The organism is Lysobacter sp. A289 (assembly GCF_054072675.1).
In genome coordinates, this window is record NZ_JBSVRN010000001.1 from 2,233,845 (window position 1) to 2,252,175 (window position 18,331).

General features: G+C 66.6%; 18 protein-coding genes. 9 read left to right on the plus strand and 9 right to left on the minus strand.

Annotation, left to right across the window (positions count from 1 at the left end; genetic code table 11):
• The 6 genes from ACW5DN_RS10360 to def form a co-directional block, all read right to left on the minus strand.
• Positions 1-1,017 (minus strand): glycosyltransferase, encoded by a 1,017-nt coding sequence (locus ACW5DN_RS10360; protein WP_456962590.1) that lies wholly within the window; start codon positions 1,015-1,017, stop codon positions 1-3.
• Positions 1,017-2,054 carry a CDP-glycerol glycerophosphotransferase family protein gene (locus ACW5DN_RS10365; RefSeq protein WP_456962591.1) on the minus strand — a complete coding sequence of 346 codons (1,038 nt, stop codon included), beginning with the start codon at positions 2,052-2,054 and terminating at the stop codon, positions 1,017-1,019. Before ACW5DN_RS10365 ends, ACW5DN_RS10360 begins: the two co-directional genes overlap by 1 nt.
• On the minus strand, positions 2,054-3,016 hold the full coding sequence (locus ACW5DN_RS10370; protein ID WP_456962592.1) for a glycosyltransferase: 963 nt from the start codon (positions 3,014-3,016) through the stop codon (positions 2,054-2,056). Before ACW5DN_RS10370 ends, ACW5DN_RS10365 begins: the two co-directional genes overlap by 1 nt.
• Before the next feature lie 12 nt (positions 3,017-3,028).
• Positions 3,029-4,321, minus strand: a complete 1,293-nt coding sequence (gene rsmB / locus ACW5DN_RS10375; RefSeq protein ID WP_456962593.1) for a 16S rRNA (cytosine(967)-C(5))-methyltransferase RsmB — start codon at positions 4,319-4,321, stop codon at positions 3,029-3,031.
• 31 nt (positions 4,322-4,352) lie between these two features.
• Positions 4,353-5,273, minus strand: coding sequence for a methionyl-tRNA formyltransferase (gene fmt, locus ACW5DN_RS10380; RefSeq protein WP_456962594.1), 921 nt, complete (start codon positions 5,271-5,273; stop codon positions 4,353-4,355).
• A 94-nt stretch (positions 5,274-5,367) separates the two neighbouring features.
• Complete coding sequence (def, locus tag ACW5DN_RS10385) at positions 5,368-5,880, minus strand: peptide deformylase (protein WP_456962595.1); 513 nt, start codon at positions 5,878-5,880, stop codon at positions 5,368-5,370.
• A gap of 169 nt (positions 5,881-6,049) precedes the next feature.
• Between def and ACW5DN_RS10390 the strand changes: the two genes are divergently transcribed.
• The 7 genes from ACW5DN_RS10390 (at position 6,050) to ACW5DN_RS10420 (ending at position 13,872) form a co-directional block, all read left to right on the plus strand.
• Positions 6,050-7,204 (plus strand): LysM peptidoglycan-binding domain-containing protein, encoded by a 1,155-nt coding sequence (locus ACW5DN_RS10390; RefSeq protein WP_456962596.1) that lies wholly within the window; start codon positions 6,050-6,052, stop codon positions 7,202-7,204.
• A gap of 93 nt (positions 7,205-7,297) precedes the next feature.
• Positions 7,298-8,524 carry a DNA-processing protein DprA gene (dprA, locus tag ACW5DN_RS10395; protein WP_456962597.1) on the plus strand — a complete coding sequence of 409 codons (1,227 nt, stop codon included), beginning with the start codon at positions 7,298-7,300 and terminating at the stop codon, positions 8,522-8,524.
• Between the two features lie 35 nt (positions 8,525-8,559).
• A complete protein-coding gene (locus ACW5DN_RS10400; protein ID WP_456962598.1) occupies positions 8,560-9,048 on the plus strand; it encodes a DUF494 family protein in 489 nt (162 codons plus the stop codon).
• 148 nt (positions 9,049-9,196) lie between these two features.
• Positions 9,197-11,692: a DNA topoisomerase I gene (locus tag ACW5DN_RS10405; protein WP_456962599.1), complete on the plus strand. Its 2,496-nt coding sequence runs from the start codon at positions 9,197-9,199 to the stop codon at positions 11,690-11,692.
• 112 nt (positions 11,693-11,804) lie between these two features.
• Complete coding sequence (locus tag ACW5DN_RS10410) at positions 11,805-12,368, plus strand: L-threonylcarbamoyladenylate synthase (protein ID WP_456962600.1); 564 nt, start codon at positions 11,805-11,807, stop codon at positions 12,366-12,368.
• A gap of 50 nt (positions 12,369-12,418) precedes the next feature.
• Positions 12,419-13,216: a DUF4124 domain-containing protein gene (locus tag ACW5DN_RS10415; protein WP_456962601.1), complete on the plus strand. Its 798-nt coding sequence runs from the start codon at positions 12,419-12,421 to the stop codon at positions 13,214-13,216.
• A complete protein-coding gene (locus tag ACW5DN_RS10420) occupies positions 13,216-13,872 on the plus strand; it encodes a DUF4124 domain-containing protein (protein ID WP_456962602.1) in 657 nt (218 codons plus the stop codon). The genes ACW5DN_RS10415 and ACW5DN_RS10420 overlap by 1 nt, the downstream gene beginning before the upstream one ends.
• Before the next feature lie 160 nt (positions 13,873-14,032).
• On the opposite strand, the gene ACW5DN_RS10425 is transcribed toward ACW5DN_RS10420, so the two are convergent.
• Complete coding sequence (locus ACW5DN_RS10425) at positions 14,033-15,205, minus strand: alanine racemase (protein WP_456962603.1); 1,173 nt, start codon at positions 15,203-15,205, stop codon at positions 14,033-14,035.
• A complete protein-coding gene (locus ACW5DN_RS10430) occupies positions 15,205-16,497 on the minus strand; it encodes a D-amino acid dehydrogenase (protein ID WP_456962604.1) in 1,293 nt (430 codons plus the stop codon). Before ACW5DN_RS10430 ends, ACW5DN_RS10425 begins: the two co-directional genes overlap by 1 nt.
• 148 nt (positions 16,498-16,645) lie before the next feature.
• On the opposite strand from ACW5DN_RS10430, the gene ACW5DN_RS10435 reads away from it, so the two are divergent.
• On the plus strand, positions 16,646-17,125 hold the full coding sequence (locus ACW5DN_RS10435; RefSeq protein ID WP_456962605.1) for a winged helix-turn-helix transcriptional regulator: 480 nt from the start codon (positions 16,646-16,648) through the stop codon (positions 17,123-17,125).
• A gap of 31 nt (positions 17,126-17,156) precedes the next feature.
• On the opposite strand, the gene ACW5DN_RS10440 is transcribed toward ACW5DN_RS10435, so the two are convergent.
• Positions 17,157-17,936: an SDR family oxidoreductase gene (locus ACW5DN_RS10440; RefSeq protein WP_456962606.1), complete on the minus strand. Its 780-nt coding sequence runs from the start codon at positions 17,934-17,936 to the stop codon at positions 17,157-17,159.
• A gap of 126 nt (positions 17,937-18,062) precedes the next feature.
• On the opposite strand from ACW5DN_RS10440, the gene ACW5DN_RS10445 reads away from it, so the two are divergent.
• Complete coding sequence (locus ACW5DN_RS10445) at positions 18,063-18,317, plus strand: hypothetical protein (RefSeq protein WP_456962607.1); 255 nt, start codon at positions 18,063-18,065, stop codon at positions 18,315-18,317.
• The last annotated feature ends 14 nt before the right edge of the window (positions 18,318-18,331 follow it).

Here is an 18,331-nt window from a genome sequence, read left to right on the forward strand (position 1 = left end):
TCAGCTGCCGCGCAGGCGCGCCAGCCCATCACGGTAGAACGCTTCAATCTGCGCCAGCTTGGTCTCGATCCGGAACCCGTCCATCGGGTAAGCCATCCGCTGCTGGCCCTGCGCGCACATTTGTTGCAGGCTGCCGGCCAACGCGTCCGCATCGTCAATCGGCACCAGCGCGGACAGCAGTTGCGCGGACAGGTGCTGGGCGCCCTGGCTGGCGGTCGCGACGATCGGCAGGCCCGCTTCCATCGCTTCCAGCAACACCAGTCCGAAGGGTTCACGCCGGGCGGCACTGACGAAGCCGTCAAACGCGGACAGCCAGTCTTCCGGCCGCTCCGCGAAACCGGGCATCAGCACCTCGGCGCCCGCCTGCTTGCGCACCGCATCCCAGGCGCTGCCCTGGCCGACGATGGCCAGGCGCGCGTTCGGCAAACCAGCGCGCTGGAACGCCGCCACCAGCACATCCAGTCCCTTGCCCGGCTCGACCCGACCCAAGGCGCCGATCAGGAAAGTGTCGTCGCTGATGCCGTGCTCGGCGCGCAACTTGGCGCGTGCGCCGGCGGCAGGCGGGCGTGGCAGAGTCCAGTTGTCGACCTGGACCGTGCGCTCTCGCAGCCCATCGGGGATATCGGCCAGTTGCCACGGCGCGATGGCAATCAGGCCATCCAGCGGCGCGTGCTGGCGCGGCTTGTAGCTAATGTGCAGGGTGGCGACGCGCAGGCAGCCGTCGACGTCCAGTCCATGCAGCGCGCGCGATCCGGCGCTCAGGTGGGCGTGGGCGACGTCGGGCCGCAAGCGCCGCAGCAGCCGCCGCGCTTGCAGTGATGGCAACAGGTTCCCGACCACTTCGACCTTGACCCGCGGGTCCACCCGATGGGCTATGGCATCGGAGCGCCCGGCGGCACCATCGCGGCGCAGAACCAGCGTGACCTCGTGCTGCGCCGACTGCGCGGCGGCCAGCTCCAGTGCATGGCGCTCACTGCCGGCAAAGCGGCTGGTCAGCAGCAGATGGACGATGCGCATTATTGCGGCCCCCAGTACTTCAGGCGACGACGGATCTTGGTCTTTCGCCACAGGTTCAGCGGCTTGCGGCGCAGGCAGGCAACGCCGCCCTGGGCCAGGAATTCGTCGACCGCGTCCAGCGTGCGTTCGCTGGAGCACCCATCCCGATAAGGATGGAGGTGGTCGGCAAAGGCGCGGATCGCCGCCAGCAGTTCCGGCGGTCGTGACAATGCCCGTTCGATCGCCGGCTCGAGCTGCGCCGGATCGTTGATATCGATCAGCTGCGGCCCCGGCCGACGGTTGCGGAAGGTCACCACCGGCTTGCCGGTCAGCAGGAACTCGCTGAGCGCCGAGGAGGTGTCCGAGCACATCATGTCGACCTGCGGAAACAGCTCCAGGATGTTGTCGTTGTCGGCGAAACGCAGATTCTCGTTCTCCAGCGCCCGGTACTTCGCGATGACCTGCGGGTCGGTCTTGGGATGCAGGCTGACGATCCAGCGCCAACGCCCGTCACGCGACAGCCGCCGAACCTGGTCGTAAAGGATCGGCGCCGCGCTCCAGGACGGAGAAAACGTGGAGTGGTAGAGGATCACCGGTGGCTGGCGAGCTGGCGGCAGCGGCCCGTCGATTGCCTTCAGGAACGGATCGAGCTTCGGCCAGCCGGTCTCGGTGACCTTGAAGTAGCCCAGTTTGTCGGCGAGCGTCTGGAACGCTCGCGTGTCATCCGGGCCGGTCGTGCAGTACAAATCGAAGAACGCGCGGATGTAGATGTGTCGCGGCTTGCCGGCATCGAAGCCGTGGAAGGTCTGGACCTTCACCCCGGGGAAGAAGTGCGGCAGGGCATTGCTCGAGGTGAATATGGCGATCGGGTTCCAGTCGCGTACGTCGGCAACGCTGGCGAGCAGGCGCTCGCCTTCCACCAGCTCGTCGGCGCCGGTGCCGTCACTGTCGAAGAACCACGCCGCCTCGCCGCCGCGGGCACGGATGGCGTCCTGCAAGGGGCGCAGGATGGCCAGGGCGTAGCGGACGGACCCGTAAAGCAGATAGCGTTTCGACATCAGGACTCCCTTGCCTCTTCCACCAGACGCTGCCGGAACGCCAGATCCATCGCCTGGAATCGAGAACGCGCGCGTGCGCCCATCGCCTCGCGCTCACTGGCGGGCAGCGCCAACAGACGATCCACCGCCGTGTCCACGCCCTCGACGTCCACGTAGTAGCGCGACGCCAGGCCCAGTTGACCGACCCGGGCCGGCGCGATCAACAGGCCATGGCCGGGCTCGATCAGCTCGTTCATCGGCTCGCCGTCAACCGTCAACGTCACCGCACCCACGCTCATCGCCTCGTCCACGCAGTGCCCGAACCCTTCGGCCTCGGACGGACAGATATGAAATGGATAGGTATTTTGCAGGCGCCGCAGCTCGCCGTCTTCAATGTGGCCGATGCGGTGCTCGATATTGTCGGCGGCCGGACCGGGACGGGCGGTTTTCCTGCCTTGCACCACGACCAGTTTCGGCCAGTCCGGACGCCGCCTCCATGCCTTGAGGAGCACCTCGGTGCCTTTGACCGGGCTGCGACCGGCCAGATGGAAAAACCCGGGTTGGCGCTGCACGCTGGCATCCATCCGGTCATCGCAGGTGAAGCCGATGAAGGCGGTCTGGCTGCCGAGGTCCGCGAAGATCCGTTGGGCGTGGCGGGTCTTGCACAAGACCTGGTCAAAGCGTGGCAACACCGGCAACCATCGGTCCCGGAACCACTCCGGGTTGGGAATCAGCCAGTTGCGTTTCGCCAACCCCAGCGACAACGGATAGACATGCTCCAGCGAGATCTGCAGGTCGGCGCGACCTTGCCAGCTGCGGGCGACCCACATGCCCGCTTGGCGCAGGGTGCGGATACCTTTTTCATTGCCAAAGCCGACCGCTTCGACGGTGTTGCCGGCCTGCGCCAGCAAGCCGGCGACCAACGTCAAGTCGCGACTCAGGCCGGCGCCGTTATCACGGCCGAGGATGCGTATCAAGGGCATGACGCGCTGCCCTCAGGCCTTGCGCAAACGCGCGTAAAAGAAGCCGTCCATGCCACCCTCGCCCGGCAGGCGTTGGCGGCCCGGGCCACTGGCATGGCCGAAACGGTCGTCCAGCGGCTCGGCGCTGGCATCCGGGGTTCGGGCGAGGAATGCCTCCACCTGCGCCTCGTTCTCATTTTTTAGGATCGAGCAGGTGGCATACAACAGCAGGCCGCCGGGCGCGAGCGTTCGCCACAGTGCGTCGAGCAATGTCGCCTGAAGGGCCGTCAATGCCACCAGGTCGGATTCGCGCCGATGTATCAGCACGTCGGGCTGGCGCCGGACAATGCCGGTCGCCGAACACGGCGCATCCAGCAACACCGCATCGAACGGCACGCCATCCCACCACGTCGACAACGCCGTGGCATCGGCGGCGACCAGGCGTCCGCGTCCGGCAAGGCCGAGCCGCGCGAAACCGGTACGCATGCGGCGCAGGCGCGCCGCGTTGATCTCGACCGCCACCAGTGACAACGCCGGATCCCGTTCGAGCAGATGCGCAGCCTTGCCGCCCGGCGCCGCACAGGCATCCAGCACCCGTGCACCCGGTTCCAGCGCGAGTGCCTCAGCCACCTGTTGCGCCGACCCGTCCTGCACCGAGACCGCGCCAAGGTCGAAGTCCGGCAATGCCGCCACCGGCACGCCGACCTCCAGCCGCAGCGCATCGGGCAGCGACGGATCAATGGCCACTTCCACCCCGGTTGCCCGCAAGCGCTCGGCGTAGGCGTCACGACTACCGCGCAGCGCATTGACCCGCAGCCACATGGGCGCCGGCTTGGCGCTGGCTTCCAGTATTGCCGGGGTCTTGTCACCCCAGTCCTGCTGCAACCGGTCGCGCAACCACGGCGGCCAGTGTGCGTGGGGATCGACGGCCGGCAAACCCTCACGCTGGGCGCGGCGCAACAGCGCATTGACCAGCCCGGCCTGATGCTCGTGTCCAAGCATCCGTGCCGCCTCGACCGTAGCGGCAACCGCGGCATGTGCGGGCAAGCCGAGCGGATCGAGCTGGGCGAAACCGGCGTACAGCAAGGTGCGTACCTTGGCATCGCGCTTGGGCAGCGGACGCGACAGGAACCCCGCCAACGCGGCCTCATACCGTTGCGGTTGGCGCAGCACGGCGAAACAGATGGCCTCGACCAGGGCGCGATCACGCGGATCGACCAGCGGTGGCAGGGCGACCGCCAGCTCGGCCTTCAGCGAACGCCCGTGATTGAGCACCGCATCGAGCACGGTGGCGGCGATGGCGCGGGGTGCGGCGCCGTGACTCACGCCGGCTGCGCCACGGCGGCGGTCGCGGGGATCATCCGGTTCTCAGCTCGGCGCGACCGTTGAGGTAATCGGCCGCGGTCATCGCCTTGCCGCCGTCGCGTTGCAATACCCGGATGCGCAGGGCGCCTTCGCCGCAAGCGATATCCAGGCCATCTCGTCCGGCGGCCAGCAGCGTGCCCGGCACCGCGTCGTGCGCCAACGGCAACGCGATCGCACCATGCAGGCGCAAGCGTTCGCCGGCCACCTGCGCCTCGGCCATCGGCCACGGGTTGAAGGCGCGCACCTTGTGGGCCAGCTCGACGGCCGGGCGCGACCAGTCCAGCCGCGCTTCGGCCTTGTCCAGCTTGTGCGCGTAGGTCACGCCGGTATCGGCCTGCGGCTGCGGTATCGGACGGATGCCGGCGCGCAACAGGCCCAGCCCGTCGGCCAACACCTGCGCGCCCAGCTCCGCCAGGCGATCGTGCAACTGGCCACCGGTTTCGTCGCTACCGATGTCCAGCGTCAACGACAGCACCACCGGGCCGGTGTCCAGGCCTTTCTCCATCTTCATCAGGCACACGCCGGTGCGCGCGTCATCGGCCTGGATGGCGCGCTGAATCGGTGCCGCCCCGCGCCAACGCGGCAACAGGGAGGCATGCACGTTCCAGCAACCCTGGGTGGGGATGTCCAGCACCGCCTGCGGCAGGATCAGGCCGTAGGCGACCACCACCAGCAAGTCGGGCTTGAACGCGGCCAGCGCCTCGCGCGAGGCCTGCGACTTGAAGTTTTCCGGCTGTACCACCTCGATCCCGCGTGCCAACGCCTCGCGCTTGACCGGCGACGGCGCCAACCCGCGGCCACGGCCGGCAGGGCGGTCGGGCTGGGTATACACGGCGACCACTTCATTGCGCTGCGCGGCGGCGCGCAAGCTGGGCACGGCAAAATCCGGGGTACCGGCAAAGACGATTCTCATCGGGTCATCTTATCAGCCGACACAGCGGCGCCAGACGGTTTGGGCCCGGAACCACGCACTCAACCGGATCGCTCCATCGAACGGCCTGCGATACCTACGCGGCGTTGCGGCGGGCCTTGGCGAGCTTCTTGCGCACCATCTCGCGCTTGAGCGGCGAGAGGTAGTCGACGAACAACTTGCCCATCAGGTGATCCATCTCATGCTGGACGCAAACCGCCAGCAGGCCGTCGGTCTGCAACTGGAACGGCACGCCGTCGCGACCGATCGCCTCGACCGTGATCGCTTCGGCCCGGGTGACGTCGGCAAAGATGCCCGGCACCGACAGACACCCTTCCTGATGAACCTGCTCACCGTCGCGCGCCGTGATCCGCGGATTGATGAATACCATCGGCGTGTCACCTTCGTCGGACACGTCAATCACCATGAACCGCTGGTGGACATCAACCTGGCTGGCCGCAAGGCCGATGCCGGGGGCGTCGTACATGGTCTCGAACATGTCATCGAGCAATTGCTGGAATTGCGCGGAGACAATGCGGGCAGGATCGACATCGACGGCGACGGTGCGCAGTCGGGAATCGGGAAACTCCAGGATGGGTAGCTGGGCCATGGCTCTGAAATGGGGGCGTGGGTCACATCCACAAGGTGCCAACCCATTATAACGTCTCAAATACACGCCGAACGCTTGCATTGGCGCGGATCTTCTAGGCTATAGTGCCCCGTCCGCGTCGCTTTGTGACGTCAGGACGCACCTGCACGGGGAATCAGGTAAACCAATTATGTTGAAACCAATCCGCACGGCAATGGCCGTGGCGTTGCTGACGATTGCCACCTTTGCGATGGCCGCCGAAATTCGTGGCGACCACCCAGACACGTATGTCGTTCAAAAGGGTGACACCTTGTGGGATATCGCCGGGACTTTCCTGGACAAGCCATGGCTGTGGCCGGAGATCTGGCAGGCCAACCCGCAGGTTGCCAATCCGCATCTGATTTATCCGGGCGATGTGCTGTCGCTGGCGTACCTCAACCGCGTAACCATGGCTGAGCCGGGGCCACGCGCTGCTGCACCGGTGACCGGGGTACCGCTGGCGCAGGTCGAGCCGTTCCTGAAAAACCTGCGCGTGGTCGATGAGATCGACAGCCTGCCCTACGTGGTGGGGCTGGAAGAGGACCGGCTGCGCAGCGCGAACGGGCAGGTCATCTACGTCAAGGGTCTTGCCCAGGCAACACCGGGCCAGCGTTATGCGGTCGTGCGTCCGACCCAGCGTTATACGCATCTGGATCGCGTCGCCTGCTGCGACCTGTTTGACGGCCAGGGCCTGGATAGCCGCGGCCGCCGCGCCGCCGATTTCGAAGGCTACTGGAACAACGTCGTTGTGCCCGACCACGGCCAGGAAGTACTCGGCTTCGAACTGATGCAGCAGGCAACCGGCACCGTCACCCGCGGCGAAGTCGGCGGCATCGAGGCATCGACGCTGCTGCTGGATACCAGCGCCCGCGAGGTTCGCATCGGTGACCGGTTGATTCCGGTTGAAGCGCAGCCGTATGACCTGCAGTTCTTCCCGCATCCGCCGCGCCAGCAGCTTGACTATGGTCGCGCGCAGGTGATGGCGGTGGCCGACCAGCTGCGTACCGGCGGCCCGTACAGCGTGGTAGCGCTGTCGGTCGGCGCCCGTGAAGGCATCGACAACGGCACCGTGTTCTCCAGTTGGCGGGTTGGCACCGAAGTGGCCGACCGGGTCACCACCAATGGCGATTGGGATCGCAGCGAGGACACCTTCGGTCGCAACGACCGGGTCCGTCTGCCCGATGAATTCGCCGGCCACCTGATGGTGTTCCGCACCTTCGACAAGGTCAGCTACGCCCTGGTGATGGAGGGCATCCGCCCGATCAAGGTCGGCTACGAGCTGAAGCATCCGGATGCGCCGTACTGACCCAACGCGCTGACCCAGCGCGCGGGGTTTTCCTACAGCGATACACGACGGCGCCCGAGGGCGCCGTCGTTGTTTGGGCCGGATGCTGGAGCGATGCATGCCAGCCAACCCGACCCCTTGAGCATCGATCACGCCAATCCAACCAGTCCAGCACGTAGCGAAGCCCTGCTGCGGCTGGTGGCCTGCGGCGGGCCGTGCGAGCCCCGCCGGCGCCTGATTGAACAAGTCCCGCCTGCCCGCGCGCTGGACGCAGGTGCGACGCTGTGGCGTGTCTGCGGGCTGAACGCCGCCCAAGTCACCGCGCTACGTGGCCCCGCACCGGCAACCCTCGAGCGCGCCCGCGCCTGGCTTGCCGAGCCCGGGCATCACCTGCTCGGCTGGGATGACCCCGACTATCCGCCCTTGCTGCGAAACATCCCGAACCCACCTTTGGTGTTGTTCGTCGATGGCGACCCAAGCCTGCTGTGGCGCCCGGCAATCGCGCTGGTCGGCAGCCGCTCACCCACGCCAGGCGGACATGACAATGCTGCCGAGTTTGGTCGCCGCTTCGCCGCTGCGGGCCTGGCGGTGGCCAGTGGGATGGCGGCCGGGATCGACACCGCCGCCCACCATGCCGTGTTGGCGGTTGGAGGGGTCACGTTGGCGGTGTTGGGCACGGGTGCCGACGTTGCCTATCCGCGCAGCAACATCGCTCTTCGTGCCCGTATTGCCGCCGAAGGTGCCGTCATCAGCGAACATCTTCCTGGAACCGGTCCGCGCAAGGAGCACTTCCCCAGCCGCAACCGGATCCTCGCCGGACTGAGCCTTGGCACCCTGGTGATTGAAGCCGCCCATCGCTCCGGGGCGCTGATCACCGCGCGCCTGGCCGGTGAGTACGGGCGCGAGGTGATGGCGTTGCCCGGCTCGATCCACAATCCGCTGGCCCGTGGCTGCCATCGCCTGATCCGCGACGGCGCCTGCCTGGTGGAACGCCCACAAGAGGTCATCGACCTGGTGGCAGTGGCGGCCGGTGATCTGGCCGACGACTTGCGCCAGCGGTTGTCCGCCCCCACGTCAGGGAGTCAAGCCACCACCGAGACCGATCCCATCCTCGCTGCCCCAGCCATTGGCGCCGAACAGCAAAAACTGTGGCAAGCGCTGGGCCACGACCCCTGTGACATGGACCAACTGGTGGAGCGCACCGGTTTGACGGCTGCGCAGCTGTCATCCATGCTCCTGCCGATGGAGCTAGAGGGTCGCGTGGTCACGCAGCACGGCCGGTACTATCGCAGCCGCCGAAACCGTCCCCCGGACGCGCCCGGCGGTCCCAACAACTCCTGACCCACCGCGCCAACAGCGGCGCAGGCCGAGGGGAAATGAAAGAAAGCATCCTGGACGTCCTGCTGTACCTGTTTGAACACTACTTCACCGAAGACGCGGACCTGGTTCGCGACCGTGAGAACCTGCAAAGCGGCCCTCTGTTCGAAGAGTTGGGCCAGGCCGGCTTCAGTCCTGCCGAGATCAACAAGGCGTTCGAGTGGCTTGATGCGCTGGCCAGCCAACGACCCGCAGCCAGCCCGCTGCGCGCCGACGGCCCCACCCGCGTCTACGCCGGCCCCGAGCTGGACCGCCTGGATACCGACTGCCGCGGGTTCCTGTTGTTCCTGGAGCAGCACCGGATCCTCGACGCCGGCCAGCGCGAGCTGGTGGTCGACCGGGCGATGGCGCTGGACCAGCACGAGATCGACCTGGACGACCTCAAGTGGGTGGTGCTGATGGTGCTGTTCAACCAGCCCGGCAGCGAGGCGGCGTACGCCTGGATGGAAACCCAGATGTTCGAGGAAGAGCCCGAGCCCGTGCATTGAAATGCTTGACAGCGGCGCCCGCGGCATGATTTCACTGGAAAGCGATTTTCTCGTGTCCGCGGCCAGTTCACGGGCGTTGTTGTAGTACGTCTTTCTTCCGCGTCAGCTCCACGACGCGTCTCCGCCACTGACCACAGGCTGTGCCGCAATGGCCAAGAACCTCCTCATCGTCGAGTCGCCCGCCAAGGCCAAGACGATCAACAAGTACCTCGGCAAGGACTTCATCGTCCTGGCCTCTTATGGCCACGTGCGCGATCTGGTGCCGAAGGAAGGCGCGGTCGATCCCGCCGCCGGCTTCGCGATGCGCTATGACCTGATCGAGCGCAACGAGAAGCACGTCGAGGCGATTGCCAAGGCGGCCAAAAAAGCCGAAGCGGTTTATCTGGCGACCGATCCTGATCGCGAGGGTGAGGCGATCAGCTGGCATATCGCCGAAATCCTGCGCGAGCGCGGCTTGCTGGAAGACAAGCTGCTCAAGCGAGTGGTATTCACCGAGATCACGCCGCGCGCGATCACCGAGGCAATGGCCCACCCGCGCGATATCGCCGCCGACCTGGTCGATGCGCAGCAGGCGCGCCGGGCGCTGGACTACCTGGTTGGGTTCAACCTGTCCCCGGTGCTGTGGCGCAAGGTCCAGCGCGGCCTGTCCGCCGGTCGCGTGCAGTCACCCGCGTTGCGGATGATCGTGGAGCGCGAGCTGGAGATCGAGGCCTTCAAGGCCCGGGAATACTGGTCGATCCAGGCCGATTGCCAACACCCCAGCCAGGCCTTCAGTGCCCGGCTGACCAAGCTGGACGGCAAGAAGTTCGAGCAATTCACCATCACCGATGGCGACACCGCCGAAGCCGCCCGCCAGCGCATCACCAGCGCCGCCGGCAGCGCGCTGCAGGTCACCGATGTCACCAGCAAGGAGCGCAAGCGCCGCCCGACCGCGCCGTTCACCACTTCCACCCTGCAGCAGGAGGCCGCGCGCAAGCTGGGCTTTACCACCAAGCGCACCATGCAGGTCGCCCAGAAGCTCTATGAGGGCGTGGCGCTGGGTGGCGAGGAAGGCACCGTCGGGCTGATCAGCTACATGCGTACCGACTCGGTCAACCTGTCGGTCGAGGCCGTCGCGGAGATCCGCGACGTGATCGCGCGCGATTACGGCACCGGCGCGGTGCCCGACCAGCCCAACGTCTACAAGTCCAAGGCCAAGAACGCACAGGAAGCTCATGAGGCGATACGCCCGACGTCCGCGCTGCGCACACCGGCGCAGATGGCCAGCTTCCTGGAAGACGACGCACGCCGTTTGTACGAGCTGATCTGGAAGCGCGCGGTCTCCAGCCAGATGATCCCGGCGATCCTCAATACGGTCTCGGTCGACCTGGCCGCCGGCAGCGAGCACAGCTTCCGGGTCTCGGGCACCACCGTGGTCAACCCGGGGTTCCTGGCCGTCTACGAGGAAGGCAAGGACGCCAAGGCCACCGATGCCGACGATGAGGGCCGCAAGTTGCCGGCAATGAAGACCGGCGACCGGATTCCGGTCCAGGCCATCCAGGCCAACCAGCACTTCACCGAGCCACCGCCGCGGTTTTCCGAAGCCTCGCTGGTCAAGACCCTGGAGGAATACGGGATTGGCCGGCCGTCGACGTACGCCTCGATCATCGCCACCTTGCTGTATCGCAAGTACGTCGAACTGGAAAGCCGCCGCTTCCGGCCGACCGATGTTGGCCGGGCGGTCAGCAACTTCCTGTCCGGCCATTTCACCCAGTACGTCGACTACGACTTCACCGCCAAGCTCGAGGACGAACTCGATGCGGTGTCGCGCGGCGAGGAGGAGTGGGTGCCGCTGATGGAGCGGTTCTGGACGCCGTTCAAGGAAATGGTCGACGAGAAGATGGAATCGGTCGACCGCAACCAGGCGACCGGCGCGCGCGAGTTGGGCACCGATCCGAAGACCGGCAAGCCGGTCAGCGTCCGGCTCGGTCGCTACGGGCCGTACGCGGCAATCGGCAGCACCGCCGAGGACGCCGAGGACAAGCCGAAGTTCGCCTCGCTGCGGCCCGGCCAGAGCATGCATACGATCGGCCTTGAAGACGCGCTGGAGCTGTTCAAGATGCCGCGCCTGCTGGGCGAGTCCAACGGCGAGGAAGTCAGTGTCGGCATCGGCCGCTTCGGGCCGTTTGCCAAGCGCGGCAGCGTCTATGCCTCGCTGCCCAAGGAGGACGACCCGTACAAGGTCGAGCTGGCGCGCGCGATCTTCCTGATCGAGGAAAAAGAGGAGATCGCGCGCAACCGGATCATCAAGCAGTTCGACGGCAGCGACATCCAGGTCCTGAACGGCCGCTACGGCCCGTACCTGAGCGACGGCAAGCTCAACGGCAAGATCCCCAAGGATCGCGAGCCGGCGTCACTGACGCTGGAAGAAGTGATCAAGCTGATGGAGGAGACCGGAAAGCCGATGCGAAAGGGCTTCGGCAAGAAGGCGCCGGCCAAGAAAGTCGCGAAGAAGGCGGCGGCGAAAAAAGTCGTGAAAAATGCCCCGGCCAAGAAAGCCGTGAAAAAAGTCGCGAAGAAAGCCGCAAAGAAGACGGTGAAAAAGGCAAGCAAGAAAACCGTCGCCAAGAAGGTGGTGAAGAAGGCGGTCAGCGCAGCCAGCTGACCCCATCGGCAACACCCGGATGCAGCAGCGACGTGAGTCGCGCTGCCCGGGAGCTGCCGGCCACCGAAGCGTTCGCGCCTTGCTCCACCGCGCGTAGCGCTATGCTTCCGGCATGTCTCCGCCCCCCGACCTTTCCGCCGCGGTCGCCGCCCTGCACCGGGGCGGCATCATCATCTACCCGACCGAGGCGGTCTGGGGTCTGGGCTGCGATCCCTTCGATGGCGACGCGGTCACTCGACTCCTCCGTATCAAGCAACGCGCCGTCGACAAGGGCCTGATCCTGATCGCCGGATCCACGAACCAGTTGGACGGGCTGCTCGACTGGGACGCCCTGCCGGCCGGCTGCCGCGAACCGGTATTGCGCAGTTGGCCCGGGCCCAATACCTGGATCTTCCCGGCGACCTCGCAAGTGCCCGGCTGGATCACCGGCAACCACACCAGTGTCGCCGCCCGGGTCAGCGCGCACCCCACCGTGGTGGCACTGTGTGCCGCGTTCGGCGGGCCGCTGGTATCGACCAGTGCCAACCTCGCGGGTCGGCCACCGGCGCTCCAGCGCGACGCCCTGGACCCCGCTCTGCTGGACCAGGTCGATGCACTCGTCCCCGGTGCCACCGGCGGCCGCAACGCACCGACCACGATCCGCGACGCACGCAGCGGCATCACCCTGCGCGATTGACGCCCCGACGTCCGCTTTCGCGTTCATCGTGGAGCGGGCAAGATGGCGCCATGCATCGCCCCACCTGGCCATCGTTGTTCGGCATTGTCGCCCTGGCACTGGCAAGCCCGTCGCCGGCTTCGGGCAGCGACGGGATTAGCGGCAAGTCCACCGGCGAGATCACCATCTACCGCTGCACCGATGGGCAGGGGCGACTGAGCCTGCGCGACACCCCGTGCGCGAACGGACAACAGCAGCAACGCGTCGACATGGTGCGACCCCGGGATCCACCGCCCCGGCCGGTTGCCGACGCAGCGACGACAACCGTCCCGACGACCGTCACCTCAACCACCGCGCAGGCATCGCCGCAGGTGATCGTGATCCAGCCGCCGCAACCGGTTTACGAATGCGTGACGCACGAAGGCGAGCGCTACACCAGCGACAATCCCGCCGGCAATCCGCGCTGGGTACCGCTGTGGACATTGGGCTACCCGGTCTATCCACGGCCCGTTCGGGTCGGACGACCTGGCCACCACTCTGCCGTCACCCCGCACAGACCGGCTCCCAGCGGACGCCAGGTCAGTCGCTTCAAGTTCGACAGCGTCGGCAGGCCAACGCCAGAGCCTTCCCGGAGTGCTCCCGGCTTGCCAGTGCCTCCGCCGATGGCCGGACTTGGCATATCGCCGGGCTCCTGGATCAGCGACCAGTGTCACCGGCTGCCACAAGATCAGGTGTGCAACCACTTGCGGGATCGGCGCTGGGAGCTCGGCCGACGCTACAACAGCGCGATGCAAAGTGAGCGCCGCCAGATTGATGCCGAGCAGCGCCAGATCGATGCACGCCTGAGCAACGATTGCAGGTCCGGCTGATGCGCGCGGCGCTGTTATTGCTGCTGGGACTGCTGGCCGGTACCGCCACCGCGCAGGATTCGGTGGTCATCTATCGCTGTACCGACGCCACTGGTGCCGTCAGCGTGCAGAACGACATCCCGTGCGCCAAGGGCAGCCAGCAGCAACGCCGGGTAATTGAAACCGAGCGGCCGACACCGGCACCACCAGCCGCGGCGGTTCCGGTGGTGCCGTTGCTCCCGATCAGCGATCCGGCCACTGGCCAGATCACGGCCACAGACGCCGTCGCCACGGCCGGCGAACCCGATGAGCCCGCCCTGGACATCGGTTCCAACCCGCCGCCCGCTGACTTGCAACCACCGCCACCGCTGTTTTCCTGCCGCAGTTGGGACCGCCAGATCCTGCTGACCGACAATGCCGTCCCGGCCGAGCGTTGCGCGCCGCTGGAAACCACTGGACTGGGCGGGGATCCGGCGGCCGGCGCCGGGGTCGCGTGCGAGATCAAGCGTGACCACTGCGAGCCGGTCGCCGAGGATCAGCTGTGCGAGCAATGGCGCAAGTACCTCAATGACACCGAGGCGATATTGCAGTTCGGCCGCGCACCGGATCCGGCTGGCACGCGCGCGGAAGTCGAGCGGATCGGCGCGATCGTGGATGCCAGCACCTGCCGCCGATAGGCGCGCTCGCCGGAGTGCCGGAACCATTGCCGTCATTCCCGCTCCCCGGGAAGCGCCTGAACCAGTGCCGTCACTCCCGCGAAGGCGGGAGTCCAAGGACATTAAGCCCGTGAACATCAAAGTCCATGGATCCCCGCCTTCGCGGGGATGACGAGCGCGCTCAGTCGCCCAGGTAACGACGTGGCGCCCGTTTCAACCCGCACAGCAACTGGTAGGCGCTGGTGCTGCAATGGCGTGCCAGATCGGCCGCACGCACCTGTCTGCCCCACAATTCGACCCGGCTGCCCAGGCCTGCCGCCGGATGGTCGGTGAGATCCACCGTCAGCATGTCCATCGATACCCGCCCGATCACCTCACCGGGTTGACCATCGATCGCCACCGGGGTGCCATTGGGTGCGAATTGCGGATAACCATCGGCATAGCCCATGGCCACCACACCCACCCGGCTCGGCCGCCGGGTGACGAACTTCGCGCCGTAACCAACCGGCTCGCCTGGCGCCAGTTCGCGCACCCCGATCACCTGTGACTGAACCGTCATCACCGGCTGCAGGCGGTCCGCGACCGGATGCGGCTGATCGAACGGGCTGGCCCCGTACAACATCAATCCCGGCCGGCCCCACTCGCCGTCCACCCCGGGCCAGCCCAGCAGCGCCGCCGAATTTTCCACACTGGTGGGCAAGGCCCGAGGAATATCGGGCAGGGTTCCGGTGGCCTCGTCCGCCATCAATGGCGCATCGACCGGCGCGGCCCCGGAACCGACACCGGTTCGCGCCTGCTCCAGGACTTGCTCGAGGACTTGTTCAAACAGCGTCACCTGCTCGGCAGTACGCACATTGCCGAGTTCATCGGCGCGCGCAAAATGGGTCATGGCGACGACCTCAGCCACCTGCGGCAATGCCTGCAACCGCCGCAGGCAGTCCAGGTACGCCGACGCCGAAAGGCCGAGCCGGTGCATGCCCGAGTCCAGTTTCAGCCATACCTTGAATGGCCGCGCCGGCCGCGCGCACTCGATCGCCTCGACCTGCCATTCGGACTGCACCACGCACCACAGCTGGTGGCGGTCGATCAGCGCCAACTCATCGGCTTCAAAGAATCCTTCCAGCAACAGGATCGGGGCGCGGATGCCGGCCTCGCGCAACTCCAGTGCTTCCTCGATGCAGGCCACCGCGAAGCCATCGGCCTCGGCCTCCAATGCGCGGGCGCAGCGGACCGCGCCGTGACCGTAGGCATCGGCCTTGACCACCGCCAATGCCTTGTGCCCGCCCAACTCCCGCGCCAGCCGATAGTTGTGGCGTAATGCGTCCAGGTCGATAAGCGCTTGAGCGGGGCGCATCAGGCGCGGCCTGCCAGCGACGACGAACGGCGCGCGCGGCCGCCGTAGCGCGAAATATCCAGCCCCTCGCCACTGATCAGGGGCGTCTGGCCACCCATCAGGTCGGCCAGATAGCGGCCCGAACCACACGCCATCGTCCAGCCCAGCGTGCCGTGGCCAGTGTTGAGATAGAGGTTGTCCAGACTGGTCGCGCCAATCACCGGGGTGCCATCCGGGGTCGCCGGGCGCAGGCCGGTCCAGAACTCCGCCCGGGCCAGGTCGCCGCCGTGCGGGTAGAGGTCATTGACCACCTTCTCCAGGGTCGCTTGGCGGCGCGGATTCAGCGACAGGTCGAAACCGGCGACCTCGGCCATGCCGCCGACCCGGATGCGCTGGTCGAAACGGGTGACCGCGACCTTGTAGCTCTCGTCGAGGATGGTCGATGTCGGCGCCATCGCCGCATCGGTGATTGGCAAGGTCAGCGAGTACCCCTTCAACGGATACACCGGCAGCTTGATCCCCAGCGGTGCCAGCAACTGCGGGCTGTAGCTGCCCAGGGCGAGCACGTAGCGGTCGGCGCGCTCGACCTGGCCGTCGATGCTCACCCCGGTGACGCGACCGCCATCGGCCAGCAGCCGGTCGACGGTCGCCCCGAAGCGGAACTCGACTCCGGCCGCCTGCGCACGCTGCGCCAGCAGCCGGGTAAACAATTCGCAGTCGCCCGTCTCGTCATGCGGCAGGCGCAGCGCACCAGTGAGCTTGTCGGTCACTCCCGCCAGCGCCGGCTCCACCGCAACGATCCCGTCACGATCCAGCAACTCGTACGGCACCGCGTACTGCTTCAGCACCGCAATGTCCTTGGCGGCGTCATCCAGCTGCCGCTGGGTCCGGAACAACTGCACGGTCCCGAGCTGCCGGCCCTCGTAATCCATCCCGGTCTCGCGACGCAACTCGTCCAGGCAGTCGCGGCTGTACTCCGACAAGCGCACCATCCGCGACTTGTTGACCCCATAGCGATCGATTGTGCAGTTGCGCAGCATCTGCAGCAGCCACAGGTACTGGTTTGGGTCCAGACCGGGCTTGATCGCCAGCGGCGCGTGGCGGGAGAACAACCACTTCAACGCCTTCAACGGCACCCCGGGCGCCGCCCACGGCGCGGCGTAACCCGGCGACACCTGGCCGGCATTGGCGAAGCTGGTTTCCTGCGCCGGCGCCGGCTGACGGTCGACCACGGTCACCTCGAAGCCGGCCTGCGCGAGATACCACGCGCTGCACACGCCGATCACACCACTGCCCAGTACCAATACCCGCATCGCACGCGCCTTCCGGTGGTTTCCCGGCGAATGATTCGCCGGGACATCAGTGACTGCGAGTATAGGAATGATCGCCAAATGTTGCCCCCTGTATTTCCCGTCATTTTCAGGCAAAATCACTGCAAGACAGGCTATTTTTGGAGCTTTCATGGCGGGCAGAAACCGCGGAATAGATAAAATAGACCGCAACATCCTGCGCATCTTGCAGCAGGAGGGTCGGATCTCGTTTACCGAACTGGGCGAGCGCGTCGGCCTGTCCACCACCCCGTGCACCGAGCGGGTGCGCCGACTCGAGCGTGACGGCGTCATCACCGGCTACCACGCCCGCCTGGATCCACACCAGTTGGGCGCCGGGCTACTGGTCTACGTCGAGATCAGCCTGGCGTACAAGTCCGGCGACATCTTCGAGGAGTTCCGCGCCGCGGCACTGCGCCTGCCCCACGTGCTGGAATGCCACTTGGTCTCCGGCGATTTCGACTACCTGATCAAGGCGCGCATCTCGGAGATGGCGTCGTACCGCAAGCTGCTCGGCAACACCCTGCTGACCATGCCCAACGTGCGCGACTCAAAGAGCTACATCGTGATGGAGGAGGTCAAGGAGACGTTGAGTTTGCCGTTGGGGAATTGATCACGATTGAAATTTGACCTGACGGGTCGGCTCAAAACCCGTAACGCAAGAACCCGCCGTCCACGGCGATGCATTCGCCGGTGACGTAACTGGCCGCTGGCAGGCACAGGAAGGCGACCGCCGCGGCGACTTCTTCGGGCTCGCCGATGCGGCCGATCGGGGTGCGCAGCAAGACCTCGTCCAGATAGTCCGGGTCGGCCAGTGCGCCGGAGGTGCGACGGGTGCGGATGTACCACGGGGCGACGGCGTTGACGCGGATGCCGTCCTCGGCCCACTCGACCGCCAGGTTGCGGGTCATCTGGTGCATCGCCGCCTTGCTCATGCCATACGGGGCGCCGGTGCGTACGTGGGTCAGGCCGGACACGCTGCCGACATTGACGATGCTCGATGCGGCGTGGTGGGTCAGCAACGGGTGCAGGTAGCGGGACAGTTCGAAGGCGGCGAATACGTTCACCTCGAAGATCTCGCGCCACTCGTCCTCGGCGTACTCGCCGGCCGGCTTGCTGACGTTGGCGCCTGCGTTGTTGACCAGGATATGCAGGCCGCCATCACCCTGGTCCTCGACCCAGTCGAGCAGGGCGCGGCGCTCTTCTTCGATGCCGACATCGGCGGCAAATACCTGGATATCGCGCTCCGGGAAATCCTCCAGCAATTCGGCCCGGGCGTCTTCCAGGCCGGCGCTGTTGCGCGCGGCGAGCAGCACGTCGGCGCCAAATCCCAGCAACTCGCGCGCGATTGCGCGGCCGATGCCGGCGCTGCCGCCAGTGACCAGTGCCAGCTGCCCGTCCAGTCGCCAACGCTTGGGGTCCATGCCTGCTCCTGTGCTCGTCATCGTGTGTCGCCGGGCGCAAGCCGCCGAGCATGGGCCATTGCGCCGACAGGTCGCGCCTCCGCGACCGCGTTAGCATAGCGTCGGTCACCATCAGGATGCCTGCTCATGTCACCGACACCGGTTCTGAAACCTGCTTTCAACCTTGTTTCCTGCCTGGCGTTGTTCACGCTCGTGCTGGCAATGGCGGCATGCAACCGGCCCGACGTCCCGGACACCGAGCGCCCGCCGGAGCCGCAGGCCGAGCACACCCAACTGCATGACGCCATCCACGCGCCACTGGACAAGGCGCGCGCGGTAGAGGACGCCACCCGGAAGGCGGCCGATGCGCAGCGAGCCGCGATCGAGAAGGCCGGCGGTTAGCCGGACTTACCCAG

Bases quoted from the DNA above. Each gene is read 5' to 3' on its own strand.
- ACW5DN_RS10360 (WP_456962590.1), bottom strand. From the start codon at position 1,017: ATGCGCATCGTCCATCTGCTGCTGACCAGCCGCTTTGCCGGCAGTGAG.
- ACW5DN_RS10365 (WP_456962591.1), bottom strand. From the start codon at position 2,054: ATGTCGAAACGCTATCTGCTTTACGGGTCCGTCCGCTACGCCCTGGCC.
- ACW5DN_RS10370 (WP_456962592.1), bottom strand. From the start codon at position 3,016: ATGCCCTTGATACGCATCCTCGGCCGTGATAACGGCGCCGGCCTGAGT.
- fmt (WP_456962594.1), bottom strand. From the start codon at position 5,273: ATGAGAATCGTCTTTGCCGGTACCCCGGATTTTGCCGTGCCCAGCTTG.
- def (WP_456962595.1), bottom strand. From the start codon at position 5,880: ATGGCCCAGCTACCCATCCTGGAGTTTCCCGATTCCCGACTGCGCACC.
- ACW5DN_RS10390 (WP_456962596.1), top strand. From the start codon at position 6,050: ATGTTGAAACCAATCCGCACGGCAATGGCCGTGGCGTTGCTGACGATT.
- dprA (WP_456962597.1), top strand. From the start codon at position 7,298: ATGCATGCCAGCCAACCCGACCCCTTGAGCATCGATCACGCCAATCCA.
- ACW5DN_RS10400 (WP_456962598.1), top strand. From the start codon at position 8,560: ATGAAAGAAAGCATCCTGGACGTCCTGCTGTACCTGTTTGAACACTAC.
- ACW5DN_RS10405 (WP_456962599.1), top strand. From the start codon at position 9,197: ATGGCCAAGAACCTCCTCATCGTCGAGTCGCCCGCCAAGGCCAAGACG.
- ACW5DN_RS10410 (WP_456962600.1), top strand. From the start codon at position 11,805: ATGTCTCCGCCCCCCGACCTTTCCGCCGCGGTCGCCGCCCTGCACCGG.
- ACW5DN_RS10415 (WP_456962601.1), top strand. From the start codon at position 12,419: ATGCATCGCCCCACCTGGCCATCGTTGTTCGGCATTGTCGCCCTGGCA.
- ACW5DN_RS10420 (WP_456962602.1), top strand. From the start codon at position 13,216: ATGCGCGCGGCGCTGTTATTGCTGCTGGGACTGCTGGCCGGTACCGCC.
- ACW5DN_RS10425 (WP_456962603.1), bottom strand. From the start codon at position 15,205: ATGCGCCCCGCTCAAGCGCTTATCGACCTGGACGCATTACGCCACAAC.
- ACW5DN_RS10430 (WP_456962604.1), bottom strand. From the start codon at position 16,497: ATGCGGGTATTGGTACTGGGCAGTGGTGTGATCGGCGTGTGCAGCGCG.
- ACW5DN_RS10435 (WP_456962605.1), top strand. From the start codon at position 16,646: ATGGCGGGCAGAAACCGCGGAATAGATAAAATAGACCGCAACATCCTG.
- ACW5DN_RS10440 (WP_456962606.1), bottom strand. From the start codon at position 17,936: ATGGACCCCAAGCGTTGGCGACTGGACGGGCAGCTGGCACTGGTCACT.
- ACW5DN_RS10445 (WP_456962607.1), top strand. From the start codon at position 18,063: ATGTCACCGACACCGGTTCTGAAACCTGCTTTCAACCTTGTTTCCTGC.